The sequence below is a fragment of the Candidatus Enterococcus courvalinii genome (genome assembly GCF_017315945.1).
Taxonomy (GTDB): domain Bacteria; phylum Bacillota; class Bacilli; order Lactobacillales; family Enterococcaceae; genus Enterococcus_B; species Enterococcus_B courvalinii.
In genome coordinates this window covers 350,424-372,881 of the sequence record NZ_JAFLWI010000002.1, presented here as the reverse complement: position 1 = coordinate 372,881, position 22,458 = coordinate 350,424, and the positions used below count along the sequence as shown (strand labels likewise).

Annotated in this window: 22 protein-coding genes; 19 read left to right on the top strand and 3 right to left on the bottom strand. The window is 37.1% G+C overall.

The window, feature by feature from the left end:
- The first annotated feature begins 121 nt into the window (after window positions 1–121).
- The 13 genes from JZO71_RS02515 (at window position 122) to JZO71_RS02455 (ending at window position 13,959) form a co-directional block, all read left to right on the top strand.
- Complete coding sequence (locus tag JZO71_RS02515; protein ID WP_206898023.1) at window positions 122–1,384, top strand: extracellular solute-binding protein; 1,263 nt, start codon at window positions 122–124, stop codon at window positions 1,382–1,384.
- A 45-nt stretch (window positions 1,385–1,429) separates the two neighbouring features.
- On the top strand, window positions 1,430–2,338 hold the full coding sequence (locus tag JZO71_RS02510) for a carbohydrate ABC transporter permease (RefSeq protein WP_430733274.1): 909 nt from the start codon (window positions 1,430–1,432) through the stop codon (window positions 2,336–2,338).
- Window positions 2,339–2,349: 11 nt separating this feature from the next.
- The gene (locus JZO71_RS02505; RefSeq protein ID WP_206898022.1) at window positions 2,350–3,186 is read left to right on the top strand and encodes a carbohydrate ABC transporter permease; all 837 of its coding nucleotides are present in this window, start codon (window positions 2,350–2,352) and stop codon (window positions 3,184–3,186) included.
- Between the two features lie 6 nt (window positions 3,187–3,192).
- Window positions 3,193–3,603 carry a hypothetical protein gene (locus tag JZO71_RS02500; protein ID WP_206898021.1) on the top strand — a complete coding sequence of 137 codons (411 nt, stop codon included), beginning with the start codon at window positions 3,193–3,195 and terminating at the stop codon, window positions 3,601–3,603.
- A gap of 15 nt (window positions 3,604–3,618) precedes the next feature.
- Window positions 3,619–5,445 carry a glycoside hydrolase family 2 protein gene (locus tag JZO71_RS02495; protein ID WP_206898020.1) on the top strand — a complete coding sequence of 609 codons (1,827 nt, stop codon included), beginning with the start codon at window positions 3,619–3,621 and terminating at the stop codon, window positions 5,443–5,445.
- Window positions 5,438–7,204 (top strand): glycoside hydrolase family 2 protein, encoded by a 1,767-nt coding sequence (locus JZO71_RS02490; protein WP_206898019.1) that lies wholly within the window; start codon window positions 5,438–5,440, stop codon window positions 7,202–7,204. The genes JZO71_RS02495 and JZO71_RS02490 overlap by 8 nt, the downstream gene beginning before the upstream one ends.
- A 158-nt stretch (window positions 7,205–7,362) precedes the next feature.
- Window positions 7,363–8,796: an amidase gene (locus JZO71_RS02485; protein WP_206898018.1), complete on the top strand. Its 1,434-nt coding sequence runs from the start codon at window positions 7,363–7,365 to the stop codon at window positions 8,794–8,796.
- A 23-nt stretch (window positions 8,797–8,819) separates the two neighbouring features.
- Window positions 8,820–9,659 (top strand): transporter substrate-binding domain-containing protein, encoded by an 840-nt coding sequence (locus JZO71_RS02480; RefSeq protein ID WP_206898017.1) that lies wholly within the window; start codon window positions 8,820–8,822, stop codon window positions 9,657–9,659.
- Window positions 9,659–10,321 (top strand): amino acid ABC transporter permease, encoded by a 663-nt coding sequence (locus JZO71_RS02475; RefSeq protein WP_206898016.1) that lies wholly within the window; start codon window positions 9,659–9,661, stop codon window positions 10,319–10,321. The genes JZO71_RS02480 and JZO71_RS02475 overlap by 1 nt, the downstream gene beginning before the upstream one ends.
- 226 nt (window positions 10,322–10,547) lie before the next feature.
- Window positions 10,548–11,612, top strand: coding sequence for a C39 family peptidase (locus JZO71_RS02470; protein WP_347401324.1), 1,065 nt, complete (start codon window positions 10,548–10,550; stop codon window positions 11,610–11,612).
- Window positions 11,613–11,772: 160 nt separating this feature from the next.
- On the top strand, window positions 11,773–12,462 hold the full coding sequence (locus tag JZO71_RS02465; protein WP_206898014.1) for a hypothetical protein: 690 nt from the start codon (window positions 11,773–11,775) through the stop codon (window positions 12,460–12,462).
- 4 nt (window positions 12,463–12,466) lie between these two features.
- Window positions 12,467–13,423: a sce7725 family protein gene (locus tag JZO71_RS02460; RefSeq protein WP_206898013.1), complete on the top strand. Its 957-nt coding sequence runs from the start codon at window positions 12,467–12,469 to the stop codon at window positions 13,421–13,423.
- Between the two features lie 26 nt (window positions 13,424–13,449).
- The gene (locus JZO71_RS02455) at window positions 13,450–13,959 is read left to right on the top strand and encodes a GNAT family N-acetyltransferase (protein WP_206898012.1); all 510 of its coding nucleotides are present in this window, start codon (window positions 13,450–13,452) and stop codon (window positions 13,957–13,959) included.
- A 123-nt stretch (window positions 13,960–14,082) separates the two neighbouring features.
- On the opposite strand, the gene JZO71_RS02450 is transcribed toward JZO71_RS02455, so the two are convergent.
- From JZO71_RS02450 to JZO71_RS02440, 3 genes are all read right to left on the bottom strand, one after another.
- The gene (locus tag JZO71_RS02450; protein WP_206898011.1) at window positions 14,083–14,643 is read right to left on the bottom strand and encodes a guanylate kinase; all 561 of its coding nucleotides are present in this window, start codon (window positions 14,641–14,643) and stop codon (window positions 14,083–14,085) included.
- Window positions 14,644–14,799: 156 nt separating this feature from the next.
- On the bottom strand, window positions 14,800–15,981 hold the full coding sequence (locus JZO71_RS02445; protein WP_206898010.1) for a NupC/NupG family nucleoside CNT transporter: 1,182 nt from the start codon (window positions 15,979–15,981) through the stop codon (window positions 14,800–14,802).
- A 223-nt stretch (window positions 15,982–16,204) separates the two neighbouring features.
- Window positions 16,205–17,707, bottom strand: coding sequence for a DUF1846 domain-containing protein (locus JZO71_RS02440; RefSeq protein ID WP_206898009.1), 1,503 nt, complete (start codon window positions 17,705–17,707; stop codon window positions 16,205–16,207).
- A gap of 224 nt (window positions 17,708–17,931) precedes the next feature.
- On the opposite strand from JZO71_RS02440, the gene JZO71_RS02435 reads away from it, so the two are divergent.
- From JZO71_RS02435 to JZO71_RS02410, 6 genes are all read left to right on the top strand, one after another.
- On the top strand, window positions 17,932–18,123 hold the full coding sequence (locus JZO71_RS02435) for a hypothetical protein (RefSeq protein ID WP_067482101.1): 192 nt from the start codon (window positions 17,932–17,934) through the stop codon (window positions 18,121–18,123).
- Between the two features lie 233 nt (window positions 18,124–18,356).
- Window positions 18,357–19,259 (top strand): coiled-coil domain-containing protein, encoded by a 903-nt coding sequence (locus tag JZO71_RS02430; protein WP_206898008.1) that lies wholly within the window; start codon window positions 18,357–18,359, stop codon window positions 19,257–19,259.
- Entirely contained in the window at window positions 19,256–20,362 is a 1,107-nt protein-coding gene (locus JZO71_RS02425; protein WP_206898007.1) for a hypothetical protein, read from the top strand. The genes JZO71_RS02430 and JZO71_RS02425 overlap by 4 nt, the downstream gene beginning before the upstream one ends.
- Before the next feature lie 97 nt (window positions 20,363–20,459).
- Window positions 20,460–20,978, top strand: coding sequence for a hypothetical protein (locus JZO71_RS02420; protein WP_206898006.1), 519 nt, complete (start codon window positions 20,460–20,462; stop codon window positions 20,976–20,978).
- Entirely contained in the window at window positions 20,959–21,351 is a 393-nt protein-coding gene (locus JZO71_RS02415; RefSeq protein WP_206898005.1) for a DUF4430 domain-containing protein, read from the top strand. The genes JZO71_RS02420 and JZO71_RS02415 overlap by 20 nt, the downstream gene beginning before the upstream one ends.
- A gap of 45 nt (window positions 21,352–21,396) precedes the next feature.
- Window positions 21,397–22,332 (top strand): cation diffusion facilitator family transporter, encoded by a 936-nt coding sequence (locus JZO71_RS02410; RefSeq protein ID WP_206898004.1) that lies wholly within the window; start codon window positions 21,397–21,399, stop codon window positions 22,330–22,332.
- Window positions 22,333–22,458 lie beyond the last annotated feature (126 nt).

Sequence of the window (22,458 nt, the reverse complement as noted above, 5' to 3'; positions counted from 1 at the left end):
CGATGCTAATTTAGCAATGTACTATTTGTTTTAAATAAAAAAATACTAAAAAGTTAATTGATTGAAAAATAATTATCGTCGAAAATTAACTATTTAGTAAAATTGAGAGAGGGACAGGAAAATGAAAAAATTATTAGGTATGGCATTGGTAACGGGTGCTTGTTTGATGACATTAACGGCATGTGGCAACACTGAAAGTACAGGATCAACAAGTGAAAAAGAAATCGTTTTTTGGAATCCATTTACAGGAGCAGATAGTTCAAATGTTAAGGCAATGATTGATGAGTACAACAAAACTGATCCTGAATATAAAATCAAAAATGTCTCATTAAAAGAAACAGATATGTATACCAAAATCCCAACTGTCGTTAACTCAGGTAAAAATATTCCAGATCTAAATATTGTTCACGCAGAACGAATCAAACAATATAAAGACAATGACATGCTAGAAAATTATGATGATATTTTGGCTGATTTTCCTGAAATCAAAGCGGAAAATTATGTGACTGAGGCATGGAACTTAGGTGAACTGGATGGGACTCGTTATAGCTTGCCACTTGATATTCATAACTGGGGAACTTATTACAATAAAGAATTACTTGAAAAATATGCACCTAATGCGCTGGATGACAATATCTTAACCTTTGATGAAATCAAAGAGGCAGGTGAAAAAGCAAAAGCTGATGATATCCGAGGTGTAGCTGTTACTTGGATGAAACCCAATTACTTATCAACATTTAAACAAGCAGGCGGTGAATTAACGGAAGATGGAACTGCCCCAACCTTAGATACACCAGCTGCGAAGGAAGCGATGAGTGCGTGGGCTGATTTATATCAAGCTGGGGTGACAACAAAAGATGGGGAAGATCCAACCCAATTATACTTAGCTGGGAAACTTCTCTTTTTCCCAGAAGGCATTTGGCTACAAAATAATATCAAAGATGCAAAATTTGACTGGGGATTGACTAATTCACCACAGTTAACAGATGATACAAGCAAAATAGTCAATTGGGCATCTTCACATCAATTTGTTATGTTTAAGAATAAAGATCGTTCCGCTGAGAAGACCAAAGGGATCATGGAATTTATCAATTGGTTACGGACGAATTCACTTGAATGGGCGAAAGCAGGCCAAAATCCAGCAGCGTTAGCAATTTTAGAGAATGAAGAATATCAAAAAATGCCACAATCATTCTTTATTGAATCACCTGAACAACAAGCGACACTTTCGATCTTTGATTACAAATACAATGGTTACGTTTCAGAATACATTGATGCGCACGGTTTTGATACAGTCTTTGGGAAACAGTCAGTAGCTGATTTCACCAAAGGCATGCAAAAAGAAGTTGTCGATAAAATTGCTAAAGATAGTTCCAATAAATAACTTTTATTCACAACTTATCTTGATTTAGGAAAGGACTGCGCAGTTATGATGACTTCTACAGAAACGATGTCAGCTACAGGCAAGGTGACCAAGAAAAAGAGATGGTTGCCTTGGGTATTTTTAGCCCCGCATTTGACGATTTTTACAATTTTTTTCTTACTACCAGTGATTTTTGGGTTGTATATTTCTTTGACAGATTGGGATTTGTTCAACTCACCGACTTTTGTTGGTTTAGCTAATTATCAAGATCTCTTGTTTAATGAACAGTCTACTTTTTATGAACAGTTACGGATTGGATTAAAAAATACATTTCTATTTGTGCTATTTTCGGTACCAAGCTGTATTATCGTTCCATTGATTTTAGCAGCAGCATTAAACACGAAACCAAAATTAGCGAAATTATTTCAATCACTGTTTTATTTACCTTCACTTTTTGCTATTTCTGCCGTAGTAATCATCTGGACGTTAATTTTTAATGTCAATTATGGTCCAATCAACACGATTTTACAATCTGACATTCCTTGGACTGGAACACAGCCTTATGCTTGGATCGCGTTAGTGGTTGTAACGGTTTGGTGGACGATTGGTGGAAATATGATTATCTATCAAGCAGCGTTAAATGGCATTTCAAAAGATTTTTATGAAGCAGCCGATATTGATGGCGCTACGACGTTACAAAAATTTTTTAAAATTACTTTGCCAGCAATTAGAGGACAGATTTTATATACCGTAGTAATGACAACGGTTGCACAGTTTAATGTGTATGGACAACCATTAATGTTGACGGGTGGAGGCCCCAGTAATTCAACGCGGGTCTTATTGATGTATATCCAACAAAATGCTTTTGGTTCAGGGCAATCAATTGCTGGGATGGCATCTGCTATGGCAGTCATCTTAGGTCTTTGTATCATGGTGGTTTCTGCTATCCAATTTAAATTGTTGCGAAAAGAGTAGGGGGAGACAAGATGAAAAAAAAGTCAATGTCTAAAGTAATGGCATTTTGCTTTTTACTCGTGATGGGAGTTATCTGGATGATTCCATTACTATACGGCGTGTTAACATCGTTTAAATCTGAAATGGAGCTAATGACAGCTGGATTTAAGTTATTACCAATTGAATGGGTGTTGACGAACTACACAGAACTTTTAGTGAATAATTCAAGCACACCGTTGGTTAAATGGTTCTTTAATTCGTTATTCATTTCTGTGTCACACACTCTTTTAGTTTTAGTGGTCGTCTCATTTTCGGCATTTGCCTATAGCCGTTTAAGTTTTAGAGGAAAAAATGGACTTTTTTCCTTTTTGTTAGCAACGATGATGTTCCCGAGTGTGGTGAATTTGATTCCACTTTATAAGATCGTTGATGTTTTGGGCTGGGTCAATACGCCACTGGCGATGATTGTGCCTGGAGCAGCTGGTGTGTTCAATATTTTTTTAGTGAAACAGTTTATGGATAATATTCCAAAAGATTTTGATGAAGCTGCGCAGATTGATGGTGCGAGCGAATGGACGATTTTTCGTAGAATTATTTTACCTTTGATCAAACCAGTGTTATTAGTAGTAGCGTTATTTGCTTTTACTGGCTCTTGGAATGACTTTTTATGGCCATCCATCGTATTTAATGATATCGAAAAAATGCCGATTACTTCAGGACTACAACTTTTACAAGGTATGTATCAGGCACAACCAACTTTGTTGATGGCCGGCGCGCTGGTGGCAATTATTCCAACTTTTGTTTTGTACCTATTTGCTCAAAAATATTTTTTACAGTCGATGTCTTTATCAGCTGGTGTGAAAGGATAGGAAAAAATGGAACGAAAAAGAGAACGACAATTGATTCGAATCATGGGAATCTGGCAAATCCTTGATGGCGTGTTAACAATTGGAATTTATGGCTTCTATCAGCAGCAAATCTTTTCTGGTATGGTCGAAAGTAATTTAGCGCAATTGAATGCAATTGATGCATTGTTTGGGAATGTTTTCTTGTTTGTATGTACATTTGGTACATTATTGATTGGACTAGGATTAGCAAATTTAGTCATTAGCCACCGATATGTAAAAGACAATCAGGTGAATATAAAAATAGGTGTGTATTTATTAGTTCAAGGATTATTTTCTTACTTGATTCTAGACATTATTAGTCTAGCGTTAGGAATGACAGCAGGGATTATTTTACTTGCTAGAAATAAGGGAATTAAATTGAACGTTCAAAAATCTTAGTTGGGAGTTAAAAATATGATGCGTGAAGAGTATCCTCGTCCGCAATTTGTCCGTGAACGGTTTGTCAATTTGAACGGGGTCTGGTCATTTGCTTTTGATGATGAAAATGTTGGAATAAAAGAACGGTGGTATTGTACACCTGAAAAACTGAATCAAAAAATTGAAGTGCCATTTGTTTATCAATCAGAGTTGAGTGGAATCAAACAACGTCAGGTTCACGATGTTGTTTGGTACCAGCGAGCATTTTCTTGGGAAAAACAGGAATTAAAAAGATGTTTCTTACATTTTGGCGCGGTGGATTATCGAGCAGATATTTATGTCAATGGCTGTTATGTAGGAAATCATTTTGGTGGACAAACGTCCTTTTCATTTGATATTACTGACTTTTTAATAACAGGAGAACAAAGCTTAGTCGTTCGCGCCTGGGATCCTCATGAGGATGAAACGATTCCCAGAGGAAAACAATTTTGGGAACCAGAATCCAGAGGAATCTGGTATACAAATAGTACAGGGATCTGGCAAACAGTCTGGTTGGAAGAGGTATCAGAAAAGCATCTTGAAAAAGTTGAATTAACACCAGATATTGATCAAGGAAATGTCTGTTTTGCTCTAACTGTATCTGCTGCGGCTGTAGGTCAAACCTTGCGCTACCAAATCTCATTTAAGGGTGTCGTGATTTGCGAAGATCAGCTGACCATTTTTTCAACTTTTACCAAACGTTGGATCGATCTTTATAATCAAAAAATTTTTCGGACCAACTTTCACGACCAAGGGTGGACTTGGTCGCCCGAAAATCCAAATCTGTTTGATATTCGTTTTGAATTAGTTGAAGGCGAAGAAGTGTTGGATCGAGTAACAAGTTATTTTGGTATGCGTAAGGTCCATGTAGAAAACGGAATGATTTTCTTGAATAATCAACCCTATTATCAAAAGCTAGTATTGGATCAAGGTTATTGGCCCATGGGATTACTGACAGCTCCAGATGATGAATCATTTATCAAGGATATCGAATTAGCGAAGGCAATGGGATTTAATGGTTGTCGGAAGCATCAAAAAGTGGAAGACCCGCGATTTCTATATTGGGCAGATCAGTTAGGGTTCATTGTTTGGGGAGAATGTGCGTCTGCACCTGTTTATTCCTCAGATGCAGTTTCTAGGCTGACAAAAGAGTGGATAGAAATTATTGAGCGCGATTATAATCATCCGTCGATCGTAACGTGGGTTCCGCTAAATGAAAGCTGGGGGGTTCCAGAAATTCATCTGAATGCACAACAACAAAGTTTTTCTAAAAGTATCTACAATTTTTTGCATGCGCTAGATACAACTCGTTTAGTTATTTCTAACGATGGTTGGGAAATGACCGAAACGGATATTTGCGCAATTCACAATTATAATCATGGTGGGGAAAATGAAACGGAGAAGTACAATCATTTCAAACGTAGTTTAGCAAGCGTTGAGGGACTGATCAATCATCCACCAGGAAAATGGGCAATTTTTGCTCAAGGATTTACGTATCAGAATCAACCGATTTTGTTAACTGAATTCGGAGGAATCGGCTATCAAGTCCAAAGTCAAAAAGGGTGGGGCTATACTTCTGTAAATGATGGTGCACAATTTCTTGCTGATTATGGTCGAATTATGCGAGCGGTTTATGAATCTAAAGCATTATGGGGTTATTGTTATACGCAGTTAACAGATGTAGAACAAGAAATCAACGGTTTGCTTACTTATGACCGACAAGCAAAAGTTCCTTTAGAACAAATCAAGGAAATCAATGATCAATATCATCCAGAACAGATTTTTATCAAAAATCGATGGAGAAAAGAGGCAGAATATGAATAATCTTCGACGAGCGCATCCACGTCCACAATTCATTCGAAAAAATTGGACCTTACTCGATGGCACTTGGGCATTCCAATTTGATGACGACAATCAAGGAATCCAACAACAATGGTATCAAGGAATCCCAAACACAGTTCCAATCACTGTCCCTTTTACTTATGAAACAGAATTGAGCGGGATCAATGATTCCTCCCATCATTCCGTTGTGTGGTATGAGAAGAAGATCGTTTTAGAAGGACAGAAAAAGTACACATTATTATTTGAAGGTGTTGATTATTTTAGCCAAATTTGGTTGAATGGCAAACAAATCGGGACACATCAAGGAGCGTACGAACGTTTTGAATTTGATTTAACGGAAGCTTTGCCCGGCGAAAATCATTTGGTGATTCGTGTGGAAGATTCACTTGCGGAAGACCAACCAAGAGGAAAGCAACGATGGTTAACAGATAATTTTGGTTGCTGGTATGTACAAACAACGGGGATTTGGAAATCGGTTTGGTTGGAGGAACAACAGTCAGACATCCGATTGGCGTCAGTTAAAATGACGCCAGATTTAATAAATGATCAGATAATTTTTGAACCACTTGTTAAAGAAGGAGCGATTTATCCAAAACGAAGTTATTTATTTGAAGCGGACGTCTCATTTGCTGAACAATTAGTTAGTTCACATCGAGGATTACTGACTCATTCGCTCAACCCCATTTCATTGCAAACAAGACTCAAAGAGGATGGATGTTGGGGGACGAAAGTCTGGTCGCCAGAATCACCACATTTATACGATGTGACTTTCCGTCTTTTCACTGAATCAGGTGAATTGTTGGATGAAGTATCCAGCTACTTTGGAATGCGTGATATTTCAATTAAAAAAGGACAAGTTTTGTTGAATCATCATCAGCTTTATCAACGATTGATTTTGGATCAAGGTTATTGGAAAGAATCAGGAATCACACCGCCTTCGCTTGAAGCGCTGGAAGTAGATCTTGATCGGATTATAGAAATGGGTTATAACGGGTTAAGAAAACATCAAAAGATCGAAGACGAACGATTTTTATATCTATGTGATGAAAAAGGCTTGTTAGTTTGGTCCGAGATGGCATCGACTTATCTGTTTAACGATCAAGCAATGGAGCGTTTTGTCGATGAGTGGCAAGCAATCATCCGTCAAAATTATAATCATCCATCAATTATTACTTGGGTACCGTTTAACGAGTCTTGGGGAATCAAAGGAATCGAACACGAGCAACAACAGCAGCACTTTACTGAAAGTATCTATTATTTAACGAAATCATTTGATAAGCAACGACCAGTAATCACAAATGATGGTTGGGTTCATACGATTTCTGATATTTTGACATTACACGATTATGAAGAATACGGTGAACGGTTCAAAATGCGTTATGAAAATAAAAAAGATTTTGTAACCAATGAACATCAATTTAATCAAGATTTTTATGCTTTCGCTGAGGGTTATCATTACCAAGATCAGCCGATTATTATTTCTGAATTTGGTGGTATTGCTTTTACAACTGAAAAGGCAGAGGACTGGGGTTATGGGAATCAAGTAAGAGATGAAGAACAATTTCTGGCACGTTTTGATGCGATCCATCAGGCGATTCAGAACTTACCATTTATTACAGGTTACTGTTATACACAGTTGACAGATGTTGAGCAAGAGGTGAATGGTTTATTGACGACAGATCGAAAACCAAAAGTTGATTTAGCTAAAGTGAAAGAAATCAATACAAGAAGAGTGAAATAAGTCAAAATAGTTACAAATAAAAGTTGGGTTTAGTCGCAGATAAAAGTGACGCCCAGCTTTTTTATTGTTTAAAAGTTTGTGCATAAATGTGCAAGCGTATTCATTGTTTTGTATAGAAACTTATGGGAGAATAACTTGGGAAAAAAGGAGGGTCTAAAATGAAAGATGCGATCTATCTATCTCAGGCATTGAAAGAGAAGCAATTCAGCCAACAAGAGTTTCTTGAAGAAACAGCGAAAAAAGCCAAAAAAATGAATCCTGAATTAAATGCTTTTGTGACATTTGCTACTACTGATTTGCCTTCAAAAAAGACTGATTCGTTGTTGGCGGGAGTGCCTTTTCCGTTAAAAATGTTGGGACAGGAAAAAAAGGGTTGGTTAGCAACATCAGGTTCAGTTTTGTTCAAAGATCATCGTGCTTCAATGAATTCAAACTATGTTCGACAAATTGAGTCACTTGGTTTGTTACCACTTGGGCAAACGAATTCACCTGAATTTGGATTTAAAAATATCACAGATCCTGTACTGTATGGTCCAGCAAAAAATCCGTGGAATGTTGCTCATTCACCTGGTGGTTCAAGTGGGGGTGCAGCAGCGGCTGTGGCAGCTGGTATTGTTCCTATGGCAGGAGCAAGTGATGGTGGAGGGTCTGTCCGAATCCCCGCTTCGTTTTGTGGTCTGATTGGTCTGAAACCTTCAAGAGGAACGATGCCTGTGGGCCCATACGCATGGCGTGGTTGGCAAGGCGCTGCAATTGACTTTGGATTAACGATTTCGATGCGAGATACAGAAGCCTTGTTTTATGGGTTACGTGGAACTGCTTCAGGTGCGCCTTATCAAGCATCCCCAGCAGAATGGGAAACACATCCAGAGAAGCAAAGATTGCGTATAGCGGTTTGTTCTGCCTCACCGATTGGCTCAACAATTAGTGAAGAAGCAAAACAAGCGGTAAAAAATGCGGTGAATTTTTTAGTTGAGCAAGGTCATGACGTAGTAGAAATCGCTTATCCTTTAGACGGACGTCACTTGATCAATTCTTATTATCAAATGAATGCTGCTGAAACTGCGGCAATGATTACTTCGATTGAGGGAAATCTTAAGCGATCTGTCAGACAGGAAGAATTGGAACCTATTTCGTGGACGTTATTAGAATATGGAAAAAAAATTGCTGCAGCTACTTACATCGCGTCGTTGCATGTTTGGGATCGCGCAGCGGTAACAATGGAAGAGCTATTCCAAGAGTATGATCTGTTTCTTTCACCAACGACCGCTTTCTCAGCGCCAGAAATAGCAAGAGATTTACAAAGTGACCTGATTCGCGAGAAAATGAGTCAAGTTTCTGAACTATCAGAAGGGCAAGCTTTTGACATTGTTACGGAAATGTTTGAGGAGAGTTTGCAAATTACTCCTTATACTCAGTTAGCGAATTTGACTGGACAGCCAGGTATTAGTTTACCAACACATCTAACTGGCGAAGGGCTGCCGTTAGGAATTCAGTTTATGGCAGCTAGAGGTCGTGAAGATCTTTTATTTACTATAGGAAAGTTATTTGAAGAAAATCAAAAATTTTATTTACCGAAAAATGTTCAATAGTGTGTGATTATTAGGAGGAAAAAATGAAAAAGTCGGTTTTTGCAATTATTTTAGTCAGTGGTTTATTCGCTTTAGCAGCTTGCGGGCAAGGAAATTCTAAAACAGCAGAAGACAATAGTTTAAAACAAGTGGAAGACAAGAAAGAGATGGTTGTTGCAACTTCAGGAACCTTGTTTCCAGCATCTTATTATAATGATGATAATCAACTAGTTGGTTATGATGTTGATGTAGCAAAAGAAGTAGCAAAACGTTTAGGCGTTGATATTTCATTTAAAGAGTATAATGTTGATGGGCAAATTACTGCTGTATCTAAGCAATCAGTTGACTTTGCAGCGAATGATTTTGGGATCACAAAAGAACGTGAAAAAAAATTCTCTTTATCTGATCCAATCAAATATTCTTTTGACAGCATGATTGTGCGTCAAAAAGATGATTCTGGGATTGCTTCTTTAGAAGATTTAAAAGGCAAGAAAGCTGCTGGCGAACCTAACACTAGTTATATGAAATTAGCGGAAAAGTATGGCGCAGAACTAGTTACCTATGATAATGCGACAAATGATCAATACCTTACAGATGTTGCAAATGGACGCACTGATGTGATCTTAAATGATTACTATTTACAAAAGATGTCGGTAGCTGCGTTACCGGATATTCCAGTTAAAATTTTGGAGAACGTGTATTTCAATGCGAATAGTAGTGGTTTTTTGTTTAAAAAAGGACATGATGCTTTAGAAGAAAAAGTGAATGAAACACTTAAAGAAATGAAAGATGATGGTACATTGAAAACAATTTCGGAAGGCTATTTCCAAACAGATGTATCAGTGAAACCAAAAGAAGAAATCGCTGAGACGGTGAGTGAATAATGTATTTTCCCACAATTGATTTTCTCCTAATGTGGGAGTCCATTCCCTTTGTTTTACAAGGGCTGACATATACGTTAGGAATCGGGGTCCTTTCTTTCTTGTTAGGAAATGTGATTGGGATTGTATTAACAATACTCGGGTTCGTTCGCTGGCGACCTATTCGCTGGTTCGTTCGTTTTTATCTCTCTTTTTTTCGAGGAGTTCCCGCGTTAGTGTTACTCTTTTTATTGTATTTCGGCTTACCTTATCAACTGAGTGCAGTGACAGCATCGATCATTTGTTTTACAATTACAAGCAGTGCTTTTCTTGGTGAAATTTATCGAGGATCATTAGCTGGCGTGCCTCAAGGACAATGGGATGCTGGTTTGGCGGGTGGTTTTTCTTTTTTAGGAGTTCTACGCTATATTGTACTACCACAAGCTTTTCGTATCTCTGTCCCTGCGTTAAGTAACGTGGCAATGGATTTGGTAAAAGGCACTTCTTTGGCAGCAACGATTACCGTTCCAGAAATTTTTCAAAAAGCAAAAATCATTGGTGGTCGGACATTTGATTATTTTTCGTTGTATATTTTAGTTGCTTTGGTTTATTGGTTGATTTGTATTGGGATCGAGAAAATCCAACAACTATTGGAAAAACATTATGCGAATCGTTTGATCCAATGAAAGTGAATAGATAATCAAGGAAGTTAGGATAGAAAGTATTCCTAGCTTCTTTTTTTAAATTGCTATTTCATTCTTCCTGTTAGATAATTTTATTGTTAGGAGTCATCTTTAGTACAATTATCATGCAAGAATGAGAAAAAAAGAGTCTTTTTTGAATAAGATTTTGTCATGCGGTATTTCGTGCTACAATTTTTGTGCAAATAATTGAATGAACTGGGGGATAAACGTGGAAAAAAGAGGATTCGCTTTGTTCGGGTTGGGTTTACTTTTAGTAATTGGTCTACAAACAGAACACACACAAGCAGAAGAAATAGCAACAACCAGTGCAGGTAGCATTCCAATGTATCGTCTTTTCAACAAATACAGTGGGGAACATTTATATACACGTAGTACAGGAGAAAGAGATAATTTGAAACGTGTTGGTTGGAATTATGAAGGTGTAGCGTGGCAAGCGCCAACAAATGGCTCACCAGTCTATCGTTTATACAATCGTTATAACGGTGAACATTTCTATACGATTGATGCAGGAGAAAGAGATAAAATTTCTCATACTGATTGGACGTACGAAGGGATTGCTTTTTATTCCTATAAAGGTAGCGGAGGTGTCCCTGTTACTCGTTTATATAGTAAAAAAGTAAATTGGCACCATTATACGTTAGATAACAATGAAAAGAATATTATCAGCAAGCAAGGATGGAAAATCGAAGGCGTTGGTTGGTATGCAATGCCAAATAGTGCGCCATCTCCAGCCCCAAGTGACGAAAAAGTATTAAATGTACCAGTTGTTTGGCAAGGAAATACCATGTTGTGCGAAGGAGCATCATTACTACAAGCTTTGCGTTACAAAGGCGTAACGAATCAAGATTTGCTGACATTTGTTAACTCGATGCCACGTGCAAACGACAATAATCCGTATCACGGTTATTCAGGTGAATGGCGTCATAATGTTTCTGGAACCTATCAAGGAATGATGGCTGATCCAGTCATTCAATGGGCGAAAAAAGTAGGTGGAAATACAGCAAATATTTCTGGACAAGGAACAAATGCAATTAAGAATGAGATTCGCAAAGGAAATCCAGTTGTTACTTGGATCACCTACAATTATGCTTCACCGCAGTTTAAACAAATGCCTTGGGGACGTGCTGTCTGGAATGGTCATGTGGTACTAGTTGCTGGCTTTAAAAACGGTGCGTACCACGTAGTTGATCCTGTTTTTGGTGCAAAGTGGATCAATGCGAGTACCTATGAGAATTCCTTTAATGTCACTAAGATGGCAGTAGCTGTTCGTTAATCAGGTATGGTAAATGAAAAGTTCGTTGGGAGTGTGGCAATTGCTGTCGCACTCTTTTTTGGTTTGCCAGTTGATAAGAAATAGCTGGTATTTTTCATCATCGTTGTGTAAAATAAACAAGATGATTAGGCGAAAATACGTTCCCTTTGGAGGTGGAAAGATGAAAACATCCTTAACAATTGATATGGAGCAATCACTTTACCAATACTGTCTTGAGCAAGGTGGGATCGTGGTAGAAGAGGTCACAATGCCAGAAGAACAGGGAATTGTCGATACATTATGTTGTTTAACAAAAGCAGATGGGACGCGTGAATGGCGCTGCTATGAATTAAAAGTAACAAAAGCAGATTTCCGTTCGGCAGCGAAGCTTTCATTTGTTGGACACTATAATTATTTCGTTTTACCTCAGGAACTCTATGAAGCTGTCGAGGTAGAGATTCCAGCAGAAATTGGTGTTTTTGTTTACAGACCCTACGTTACAATGGAAGAAATGCCTGCACCAGGAACCTTTGCAATTGCCAAAAAAGCAACAAAAAAAGAATTGACAGTACCGGAAACGGCACTAACTAACCGTTTTATGGCCTCACTATTTAGAGAGGTTCGAAAAGCGAAACAAATGGAACGTGGGGTCAGATATTTTCCGACTGAACAATTGTATAAAGAACTAAAAAAACGTTCAGATGAACACAATCCATTTTCAACTGAACGTTATTATGAACGCTTCATGGAAGACCTGAACAATCAAGCAGTAGAGGAATTGCAAGAAGAGGTTCTTGCCCTACAACAAGATTATGAATACCTACGACAACAACAACAAATTCGGCGTCTGCCAACTGAGCCATTGGAGTGATCTTATGTATTATCCTTATTTGCGTGGAAAACAATTTGATCTGTTAGCCTTGAAAGAAGCAATAAATCGTAATGTTTTATCTGCTAAAGTTCAGCCGATTATTGAACCAGTTCGAGATTCTGCGACACTTAAAAACGTTATTGAACTTTTCCAAAAGAAAAACCAACCTCTAACCGTAATCGATAATCCACAGGTAGGCCAATTTAAGTTGTTTCAAGAACATCTACATTCATGGACTGAAACACAGAAGAGCGCCATTCAACATGGGGTGATTTTGACACCTCAAAATTTTCAAGAGATTGTGAACAATCCTCCTGAATGGTTGATTTTCGATGGACAGTACTATTTAAGAGAGCCAGCAAGCTGGAAAAAGTTGGCAAAGAGCGAAACAAAATTCATTATTCCTGATAATAGCCGATTGCGTATTTGGCTACCAGAAAATAAAATCATTTTACGCGACTCTTTTCAAACGAAAAAATATGTTGAAAACTATGCTGAAAAGCCAGATGATTTTTTTAGCGATGATTACTTGTTTCACCGAGAAGATGGCTATATTGGTTTTGCTGATTTTACAATTGAAGGTAGTCGTTATTTTGACAAAGGGTATCCTAGTCGTGCGTTAGCCATCCATTTAACTTATGTTGATGCTTACGGGAATATCCGGGTGAAGCATTTCATTTCTGATAGTAATGAGTCTGCAAAAGATCAAGCACTCAAATTCTTTGAAGCAGCGGCGAAAATGAAAAGTTGGGTTTGGCGCAATCAAGACCAACTACTGATTACTTCAGGAATAATCGAGCTTTTATTACTAGAAAAAAAGCAAAAATTTCCAGGTTTAGGGGTATTAAAAAAGTGGTCCTTACTCCATCACTTAGAGCTAATGAGTCGGCTAGTGGAGCATCCAACAAACTGGCTGAAAGAAGTGACACAAACCAATCGCTTACAAGAATTAGATCAATAAAAAGAAAGTTACGGGAGGCAATGAAAATGTACCTTAGAAAAACAAGACCTGAAGACATCGATAAAGTGATGGAAATCATTCAAGCAGCAACACAATTTTTGGCAGCACAAGGCTTACCACAATGGCAAAACGGTCACGGGCCAACCAAAGACATGATTTTGATGGATAGTGAAAAAGAAGAAAGCTTTGTGTTGATTGATGACGAACAGATCGTAGGCACAGCAGCTTTAGTTTCTGGTATTGATCCTGTTTATACAGCAATCGATGGCTCATGGGAAGAAGTCTCATCAGGCTATTTGTCTATCCATCGTGTGGCAGTTGATCCAACTGTTAGAGGAAAAGGTTTAGGGAAAAACTTACTAAAGCATTTAGTAACAATTGTGGCCATCCAAGGAGTCAAGGATATCCGAATCGACACATATCCGACCAACGAACCAATGAAAAAAACAATTTTAGCAGCAGGCTTCCATTATCGAGGGATGATTGAATTTCCGTTTGAAAATGGGGAGAGGCTAGCTTATCAGTTGGTGATTTAGTGGGAAAATCATTAATTAAAAGGAATTTGTATTTTGTCATTTGAAGAAAAGTAAAAAAGGAAGCAGAGTGTGTGTCTGATTCCTTTTTTGTATAGCAAATAACCGAAAAATGATTGGAAAAAGTTATCGTGAAGTATTTTCTTCTAAAATTTTTAAGAGTTGCTGTTGTGCTGATTCAAAAGTTGTGTCATTTGAAATAATTTCAAGGGTAGGGATACTAGCCAGACGCCGTAGTTCTTCTTGATCATGATCAAAAAGTGCCAGTCTTTTTGAACGCTCAGCTTGGGAATCCCCTCGTTCTTCTAAACGTTTTTGCAACGTTTCTTTTGAAATTGAAAGAAAGATAGGACGAATACGCTCACCAAAAATTTCATAAAGTCGCCAAAATCCAGCGGCTGTTAGTACGGCGTAACAATCATCTTTGTTTAAACGATTCGCAATTTCCATTTTACTAGAGCCATAGTAATTTCCCGCGTATTCATCCCATTCAGCAAATGCACCATCCAAAATCATTTCTTGAAATCTTTTTTTAGAGACAAAGTAGTAATCTTTTTCATTTAATTCGCCAGGACGCTTTGGGCGACTGGTGTGCGTAATGATTTTTTGATCTGGACGAAAAACGGAAGCGGCTAACGAAGTTTTCCCCGAACCAGATGGACCAATAATCACATAACAATAAGTCATATTTTACCTCCTTATTAGTTAATAATATAACCTAATGATGCATAAAATGAAAAGAAGAGACTGGGAAAAGTTTTACTCCCAGTCTCTTTCTTTTCAGTCAATTTAATTCCATGATGAGATCAACAAAATTGTTTTCACGCATCTTGTTCGTCTGTTTTAAACTAACAAACCTGTAACAATCGCACTAAGGAAGCTGACTAATGTTGCAGTAAGCAAGATTTTCAAGCCATGCTTTGCGACCAAGTTTCCTTTTTCTTCATTCAACCCTTTCATCGCACCAGAAATAATTCCGATAGAAGAGAAGTTTGCAAATGAAACTAAGAAAACGGATAAAATGGCTGTCGTTCTTTCAGTGAAATGGAAGTTTCCAGTTGAAAGTTCAGTCATAGCGACAAATTCATTAGTAACTAATTTTGTTGCCATGATGCTTCCAGCATCAACTGCTTCATTCCAAGGAATACCACTGATAAAAGCAAGTGGGGCAAAGATGTATCCAAGGATTTCTTGGAACGTAATGCCAAATAATCCGTTGAAAATAGCATTGATCATTGCAATCAAAGCAACAAAACCGATTAACATCGCTGCCACAGTCACTGCAACATGAAACCCATCTAAAATATATTCACCCAGCATTTGGAAAAATGTTTGATTTTTGTCTTCTTCAATGATTAACTCGTCTTCTTTTTGATCGAGTTCATAAGGATTGACAATCGAAGCCATGATGAAACCACCAAGTAAATTTAAAGCAAGGGCAGTAATCACATATTTAGAATCAATCAAGGCCATGTAAGAACCGACGATTGACATTGAAACTGTCGACATTGCGGAAACGCTCATTGTGAACAAACGCTTTTCAGACAAGAAAGGAAGTTCCTTTTTAATGGAAATAAATACTTCAGATTGTCCTAAAATAGCAGAGGCAACCCCGTTATACGATTCTAATTTCCCCATACCATTGATTTTGCTTAAACCAAGACCAACTGCTTTCATAAATAAAGGCAAGATTTTGATATAACGTAAAATCCCAATAATTGCTGAAATAAAGACGATTGGCATCAAAACATTTAAGAAGAAGGGGAAGCTTCCTTTATTTGCAACACCAGCAAAAACAAAGTTGACACCTTCACCGGCGAAGGCTAATAAATGGTCGAACAATTTTGCTGAAACCGAAACAACTGCGTGCCCCACAGAAGTTCGCAAAAGCACGAAACCAAAAACTAATTGAAGCACAAACATAACAAGTAAAGGCTTCAATTTGATTGCTTTTTTATTATTGCTAATGAAAAAAGCAACCGCTAAAACTAGTATTAAACCGATAATTCCTAACACGTAACTCAAAAAATCACTCCTAACAAAATTCCGTCTAATTTTACCTGTTTTCATAACGAAATACTAACCTTTCAATTAAACTTTCATTGTTTTTTTAGAGTGAAGCGGATACAACAAAAAAACCATTTGATTCTAAAAAAATTTTCAAAAAGATGAGGGACTTCAAGCATAAAAAAACCATATCGAACAAAAAAGTTCAATATGGTTTTGACAAGTTGTATTCAAAATTTGATTACTGATAATAAAGATTTTCAGAGGGATAAACTGGCGCACAAGTTAAATCAATTCCTAACTGTTTCAACGTCTGTTCATCATTTTTGTTCATCATAACGGTCGAATGCGCTTGGGCACCATCCAATTCACTAAGCTGTTCATAAGCAACTTGTGCAATTGGGTTTGTCACTGCGCTAATAGATAAAGCAATCAAGACTTCGTTGATCGTTAATTTATCAATGGAAGAATGCAATGCTTGTGACTTCATTCCTTGGATTGTTTCTAAAATCAATGGTGAAAGTAAAGGAATGTCATCAGCAATATGTGCAAGATGCTTTACAGCATTCAAAATGACAGCTGCGGAAGCATCCATCAACTGCCCTGTACGCCCAGTAATAATTACATTATCTGGAAGTTCAATTGCAATTACAGCAGTTGGATCTTTTGAAGGATTTTGAATTGTCTTGGCATAGTCATGAGCGGGAGTAACCACTTTACGATCTTCAGGTCGTAGTCCAACTTCTTCCATGATTAACTTGATGCGGTTCACTGCTTCTTCATCAATTTGCCCTTTTTTAAAGTCACACTTTGTTTGGAAATAGCGACGAATGATTTCTTGTTTAGAAGCTTCCTGAACAACTGCATCATCGGTGATACCAAAACCAACACGATTCACACCCATATCAGTAGGTGATAAATAAACCGATTCTTTACCGGTGATTTTTTCTATGATACGTTTGATGACAGGGAAGGTCTCAACATCACGATTATAGTTTACCGCTACTTTGTTGTAGGCATCAAAATGGAAGGAATCAATCATATTGACATCTTTTAAGTCAACAGTTGCAGCTTCATAAGCAATATTCAATGGATGTTTTAGCGGTACATTCCAAACTGGAAAAGTTTCAAATTTGGAATAACCAGCAGCATGTCCTTGTTGGCTTTCATGATAAAGTTGGTTCAAACAAGTTGCTAATTTTCCACTACCTGGACCAGGTGCTGTGACCACAACGATGGGTTTTGTTGTTTCAATATAAGCATTTTTACCAAACCCTTCTTCAGATACAATTTTATCCACGTTAACAGGGTAATCTTCAATTTCTGAATGTGTGTAAACTTTGATATCACGACGTTCAAGTTTATTAATGAAAACTTTCGTTGCTGGTTGGCCATTATAACGAGTGATAACGACACTATTGATCATTAAACCATAGCCACGTAATTCGTCGATCAAACGCAAAATATCCATATCGTAAGTGATTCCGTAATCACCACGAATTTTATTACGCTCAATGTCGCCTGCGTAGACACAAATCAAAATTTCTGCTTGATCTTTCAATTTTTGTAGTAATTTAATCTTAGCGTCCTCTTCAAAACCAGGTAGTACACGTTTTGCATGCTTGTCGTCAACTAATTTTCCACCAAATTCCAAATATAATTTGTCATAGTGATTTACTCGCTCCAAAATATAAGTAGATTGTTCTTCAATATATTTTTCTGAGTCAAAACCGATTTTTTTCACTAGATTCCCTCCTTAAGTACTAAAGCATTTTTTCATTTTTTTACTGATTCGTCAACCTTCGTGAGAAAATTTGAAGAAAAGAATCATGTTAGTTTTGAATAATCAGTGATTTTAACTAGAAACAGTTAGATTAAAAAAACAGAAATGTTTCAGTCAATTTTTCGATTCTATCTTGTCTACGAAGCTATTCATTGGTATGATACTTTTGATAAGGAAGGTGTCCTATGAAAAAAAGACAAAAAAAGAAAAATGCTTATAAAAATTATATTCGTTCGATTTTTACTGGGTATGAAAAAATGCTAGAAAATCCTGAATTAGGCGAACTTAGACTTTCATATTTAAATGAAGAAACATTACTAACTCGCGACGAACAACAACGCATTCATTTCACAACCCGCGAACTGCCTAACAAATAAAACAATCATTGATTGATGAAAGCAGATAAGAAGAGTTGTCACAAGTGTGCATTCTCTTACGCTGTTTTAAGAGCTGTGACATGGGTCTCTCGACTTTTGTTACAGTTTTTTTGTTTTTTTCGATTTTATCTAAATGAGCGAGCAACTCGTTATTTCCGTGCCCCATTTTGTAACAATTTTTTGAAGAAAATGGTACTATTAAGTTATCAATTGAAAGCAAGGAGGTAAAAAATATGAAAGATTCTTTAACAGAAGAACACCATGAACCTGAAACGGTAGAGATGGATAAACATACCGATGAGTCATCTTTTGATGACATCAAACAAAAAGCAAGTATAAACTTGTCTCAATTGCTAGGAGATCTGCAGGCATTTGAACAAGCTGTACGTGAAGAAAATATTCCTGAAATTTATCGACTATACAATAGTCATTTAAATGATGAGTTAAAACGAAGCTCGAATGAAAACCATGAAATTGATCAATTACTTATGAGAAAAATCCAAGATCGTTTCCTGCAACAATTTCCTTTTATGGAACTAGTGGATGAAATGTCACCCACTTTAAGTTATTACAAAATTGGCACATACTATCATGAACGCCCAACGATTGCGATTGACGCTAGTTTACCGGAAATCTTTGTTTTACCGCAAATTGATGCTGAATGGGAGCAATATGCCCAAGGTGAAGTAGTAGATTACAGTCATGAACTAAATGAGTTGGATGCAAAAGTAATTACTGCACAAACAGAAATTGAGCGTCTGGATGAAGAAATTGGCGCATACAATAAAAAGATAGCTGCTTTAGAAGAGTCAAAAGGTTTCTTAAACCGAAAAAAAATTGACGAAGAAATTGAAACATTGGCAAAAGAAAAACAAGTTTATGAAAATGAAAAGTTAGGTTGGCTACCTTATATTGACGAACCAGCTAAAATTCAAAAACAAAAAGAAGCTATGATGCAACAAGCAAAAGCAGATCAACTAAAAGCTGCCATCGTACAAAAAGAACAGCGCCAAATTACGCGTTACTTTGGTGGGAAAGAAAATTTTGGTCCAGCTATCCATCAATTTTTAATGAGTTATCTTGGTAGTGAAAACCCAGAAACGACAATCCTTGATGAAGGAGGTTTGGAAGAATGAGCGAGTACGATAAAGAAGAAGCAGAAAAGGTAGTCGAACCTTCAGAAATCGAGAACGAAGAAGCAACAGTTGATCCGACAGAAGAAGCAGCCCTTGATGAAACAACGACTGAGCTTTTAACAGAATCAGCTTCTGAAGAGGAGCTAGAAGGCGCAGCTGAAGGAACAAAAATTCATGAAAAAGAAAAAATCGTTCCTCAGATGACCGCAGACACAACGCTTGCGAAAAAAGAACAAGAGTTAGCTGATAATCAGTCTTACCTAAGTGGAAAAGAGCAAGACCACCAAGAAATCGTTCAAATGATTCATGAAGCTGAAACACAGCTTGCTGATTTAAGAATGCGTAAAGCATTCATTGAATCTGGATTTTCGGAGTTGCTAGGTGCGTATCAACAATACATTTTAGCTGGTGACCCCATTTCGCCGATTGCTCGAACGAGTTTGGTTGAATACTTTGCCTATGAGCTTTTGAAGCCTTTAAATGACATTGGGCTAGAATTATCAAGAACCACCTATGACACATGGGAAACACGTCATTTTTCAATTAATTACGCGTTGGATGATTCAGACAACTTGATTTTCTCTTTTGCATTGCCAACGATTGATGAACGTTATCAAGTGGATGCAATTAACCTCTTGAAAATTTCTCCAGAAACAATGACGATTGACGTGAAAGATGATCAAGTTTTAGCACTTATTCGTTATTGGTCAGTTGAACGTGTCTTTTCAGTCGGACAAATGACGATTTTTAATCATAAATTGAATCAATTATTGGAACATGCTCGACAGCTTGGTTTTACTGTCAATGAGACACTTTTAGATAATACCAAAGTTTTACGTTTGAATTTGCAAAGTGAGTTCGAATTAACGGAGCAGGTGCTTGATGATATCTTTATCGTTGCAATGGATCACCCACAATATGATATGGAAAAATTAGGTGAAGATGCTTATGAGGTCTTACTCGATAAAGGCCAATCACTGACGGTATCTAAAGAAGGAGAGCAAACCGCATTGTTTGTTTCTTCTGGTGAGTATCATCGTTCAGTTATTGATTTCTTTATCAACTATGAGTTTCTAATTCCGTTAATGGTACGAAAAGTCTGAACACTGGAACGTTGTTAATAATGAAACTGGCACAAACCAGAACAAGCGGTTTGTGCCAGTTTCAAGTGTTGATTTTTAAGATCGAAGAGGAGAAAAAATGAGTACCAGAAAACTTGCACAGCTGAGTATGCTCAGTGCTGCTTGTGTAGCAGGTAGAATAGCTTTTCAATTTATGCCTAATTTCCAACCTATGACGGCAATCTTGTTATTGGTCGTCTTTTACTTGGGAATAGTTGATGGATTGATTGTTATGAGTTTGTCGTTAGTAATCAGCAGTTTTTATTTTGGCATGGGCCCGTGGGTGATTGGCCAATGGCTTAGCTATGGGGGGATTTTCTTGTTGTTTACTTTATGTAGACAGTCGAGTTATTTCAGAACAAGCGGTTGGTTGAAGGGTGTTTTCTTTTTTTTAGCGGGTTTTATTTATGGAGGATTAATGGCGATTTATGATACGGCTTTGTATCAGTTACCGCGGCCTTTAGTTTATTATTTACAAGGTATTTCATTCGATGTGTCGCATGCAATAGGAAATTTACTTTTTTATTTATTTTTCTTTCCTATCGTACAGCGACTAGCAAAACAATTTGGGGGAAAAAATGAAAAAGATTATTTATAGTTTGTTTGTCATTGTCATAGGTCTGGGGATATTAGGCGGATGTAGCAGCAACATAGAAAAAACATCTAGTAGTCAGCTGAGCTCCAGTGTACAACAGCAAGAAGCAACAATCGTTCTTCAAGAAGATGGAAAAGAATTTGCTAATCAGAAAGTTGATTTTGAAACAGGTGAAAATCTTTTAGAAGTTTTACAAAAGACTTTTAAAGTTGAAGAAGAAAAAGGATTTATTACCGAAATCGAAGGACACAAACAGAATCAAACGGGACAGAAGTATTGGCTATTTACGATCGATGGCGAATCTGCTACTAAAGGAGCCGCTGAAATCGAACTGAAACCGGGTCAAAAAATTGTCTTTAATTTAGCAAAAATCTAAGAGTAGATTCAAAGGGAAATGAATCTATAGAAAAGAGGAACATAGGTGGAAAATTTAAAAAAAAGTGGCATGTTTTCTGTCTTAGCGGCATTAGGCGCCAATATTTTAGTTGCAATCAGTAAATTTATTGGTTATGCGATCAGTGGAAGTGCTGCTATGCTGAATGAAAGTATCCATAGTATCGTGGATTGTAGTAACCAAATATTACTATTATTTGGTAATAAACGTGCCGCGGTTGGTCAAAGTGACCTTCATCAGTTTGGAGAAGGTCGAGCAAAATATTTTTTCAGTACAATTGTTGCAATGATGCTCTTTTTTGGTGGGGGCGCATTGGGGGTCATGGAGGCGTTTGAAAAATTATTGCATCCTGCACACGAAGTGGAAAATCCGATGATTATTTTAGCAATCTTGTTATTCGGAATTATTATCGAAGGAAGTTCCTTACGGATTGCATTTAAAGAAATCAAAGAATTGAATACAGAAAATCTATCACTGTTAGCCTTTTTACGTGAAAGTCGCCATAGCGAAATTTTGATTATTTTCACAGAAGATTTTTGCGCAGTAATTGGCTTGGTATTAGCTATGGCTGGAACCATTTTAACCATGGTGACTGGCATCGCTGCTTTTGATGCGATTAGTGGTTTGTTAATTGGTTTCCTATTGATGGGTGCGGCTATTTTCCTTGCAAAGGAATTTTATAGTCTGATTATTGGTGAGAGTGTGACTGCACATGACTTAGTGTTAATCAAAAAGGCATTTGATCGACCAGAAATAGAAAGGTTAATCGATATTAAAACAATTCACATGGGACCAACTGAAATTTTGGTGGCTGCGAAAGTGGATATTTTGGATATCAAAGAAGAGTTCGCTTATGCGATTGTCAATGATATTGAACGAATGATCCGAAAAAGTTTACCCGACAAGAAGATTTATATTTATATTGAAACCGATAAGTATGATCCTAATTACCACCGTGAATAAGCTCGGATGAAGAAAAAAGATAAATTGAAGCTGAAATGAGAAAAATTTAATATTGTTTTTAGATAAAACGGCTACAATTTATTGAAATTATGTTACAATGAGTCCGCTGTTTATTTGTTGTAATCA

Coding starts and splice junctions, on each gene's coding strand:
- JZO71_RS02515 (WP_206898023.1), top strand. CDS start 122: ATGAAAAAATTATTAGGTATGGCATTGGTAACGGGTGCTTGTTTGATG.
- JZO71_RS02510 (WP_430733274.1), top strand. CDS start 1,430: ATGATGACTTCTACAGAAACGATGTCAGCTACAGGCAAGGTGACCAAG.
- JZO71_RS02505 (WP_206898022.1), top strand. CDS start 2,350: ATGAAAAAAAAGTCAATGTCTAAAGTAATGGCATTTTGCTTTTTACTC.
- JZO71_RS02500 (WP_206898021.1), top strand. CDS start 3,193: ATGGAACGAAAAAGAGAACGACAATTGATTCGAATCATGGGAATCTGG.
- JZO71_RS02495 (WP_206898020.1), top strand. CDS start 3,619: ATGATGCGTGAAGAGTATCCTCGTCCGCAATTTGTCCGTGAACGGTTT.
- JZO71_RS02490 (WP_206898019.1), top strand. CDS start 5,438: ATGAATAATCTTCGACGAGCGCATCCACGTCCACAATTCATTCGAAAA.
- JZO71_RS02485 (WP_206898018.1), top strand. CDS start 7,363: ATGAAAGATGCGATCTATCTATCTCAGGCATTGAAAGAGAAGCAATTC.
- JZO71_RS02480 (WP_206898017.1), top strand. CDS start 8,820: ATGAAAAAGTCGGTTTTTGCAATTATTTTAGTCAGTGGTTTATTCGCT.
- JZO71_RS02475 (WP_206898016.1), top strand. CDS start 9,659: ATGTATTTTCCCACAATTGATTTTCTCCTAATGTGGGAGTCCATTCCC.
- JZO71_RS02465 (WP_206898014.1), top strand. CDS start 11,773: ATGAAAACATCCTTAACAATTGATATGGAGCAATCACTTTACCAATAC.
- JZO71_RS02460 (WP_206898013.1), top strand. CDS start 12,467: ATGTATTATCCTTATTTGCGTGGAAAACAATTTGATCTGTTAGCCTTG.
- JZO71_RS02455 (WP_206898012.1), top strand. CDS start 13,450: ATGTACCTTAGAAAAACAAGACCTGAAGACATCGATAAAGTGATGGAA.
- JZO71_RS02450 (WP_206898011.1), bottom strand. CDS start 14,643: ATGACTTATTGTTATGTGATTATTGGTCCATCTGGTTCGGGGAAAACT.
- JZO71_RS02435 (WP_067482101.1), top strand. CDS start 17,932: ATGAAAAAAAGACAAAAAAAGAAAAATGCTTATAAAAATTATATTCGT.
- JZO71_RS02430 (WP_206898008.1), top strand. CDS start 18,357: ATGAAAGATTCTTTAACAGAAGAACACCATGAACCTGAAACGGTAGAG.
- JZO71_RS02425 (WP_206898007.1), top strand. CDS start 19,256: ATGAGCGAGTACGATAAAGAAGAAGCAGAAAAGGTAGTCGAACCTTCA.
- JZO71_RS02420 (WP_206898006.1), top strand. CDS start 20,460: ATGAGTACCAGAAAACTTGCACAGCTGAGTATGCTCAGTGCTGCTTGT.
- JZO71_RS02415 (WP_206898005.1), top strand. CDS start 20,959: ATGAAAAAGATTATTTATAGTTTGTTTGTCATTGTCATAGGTCTGGGG.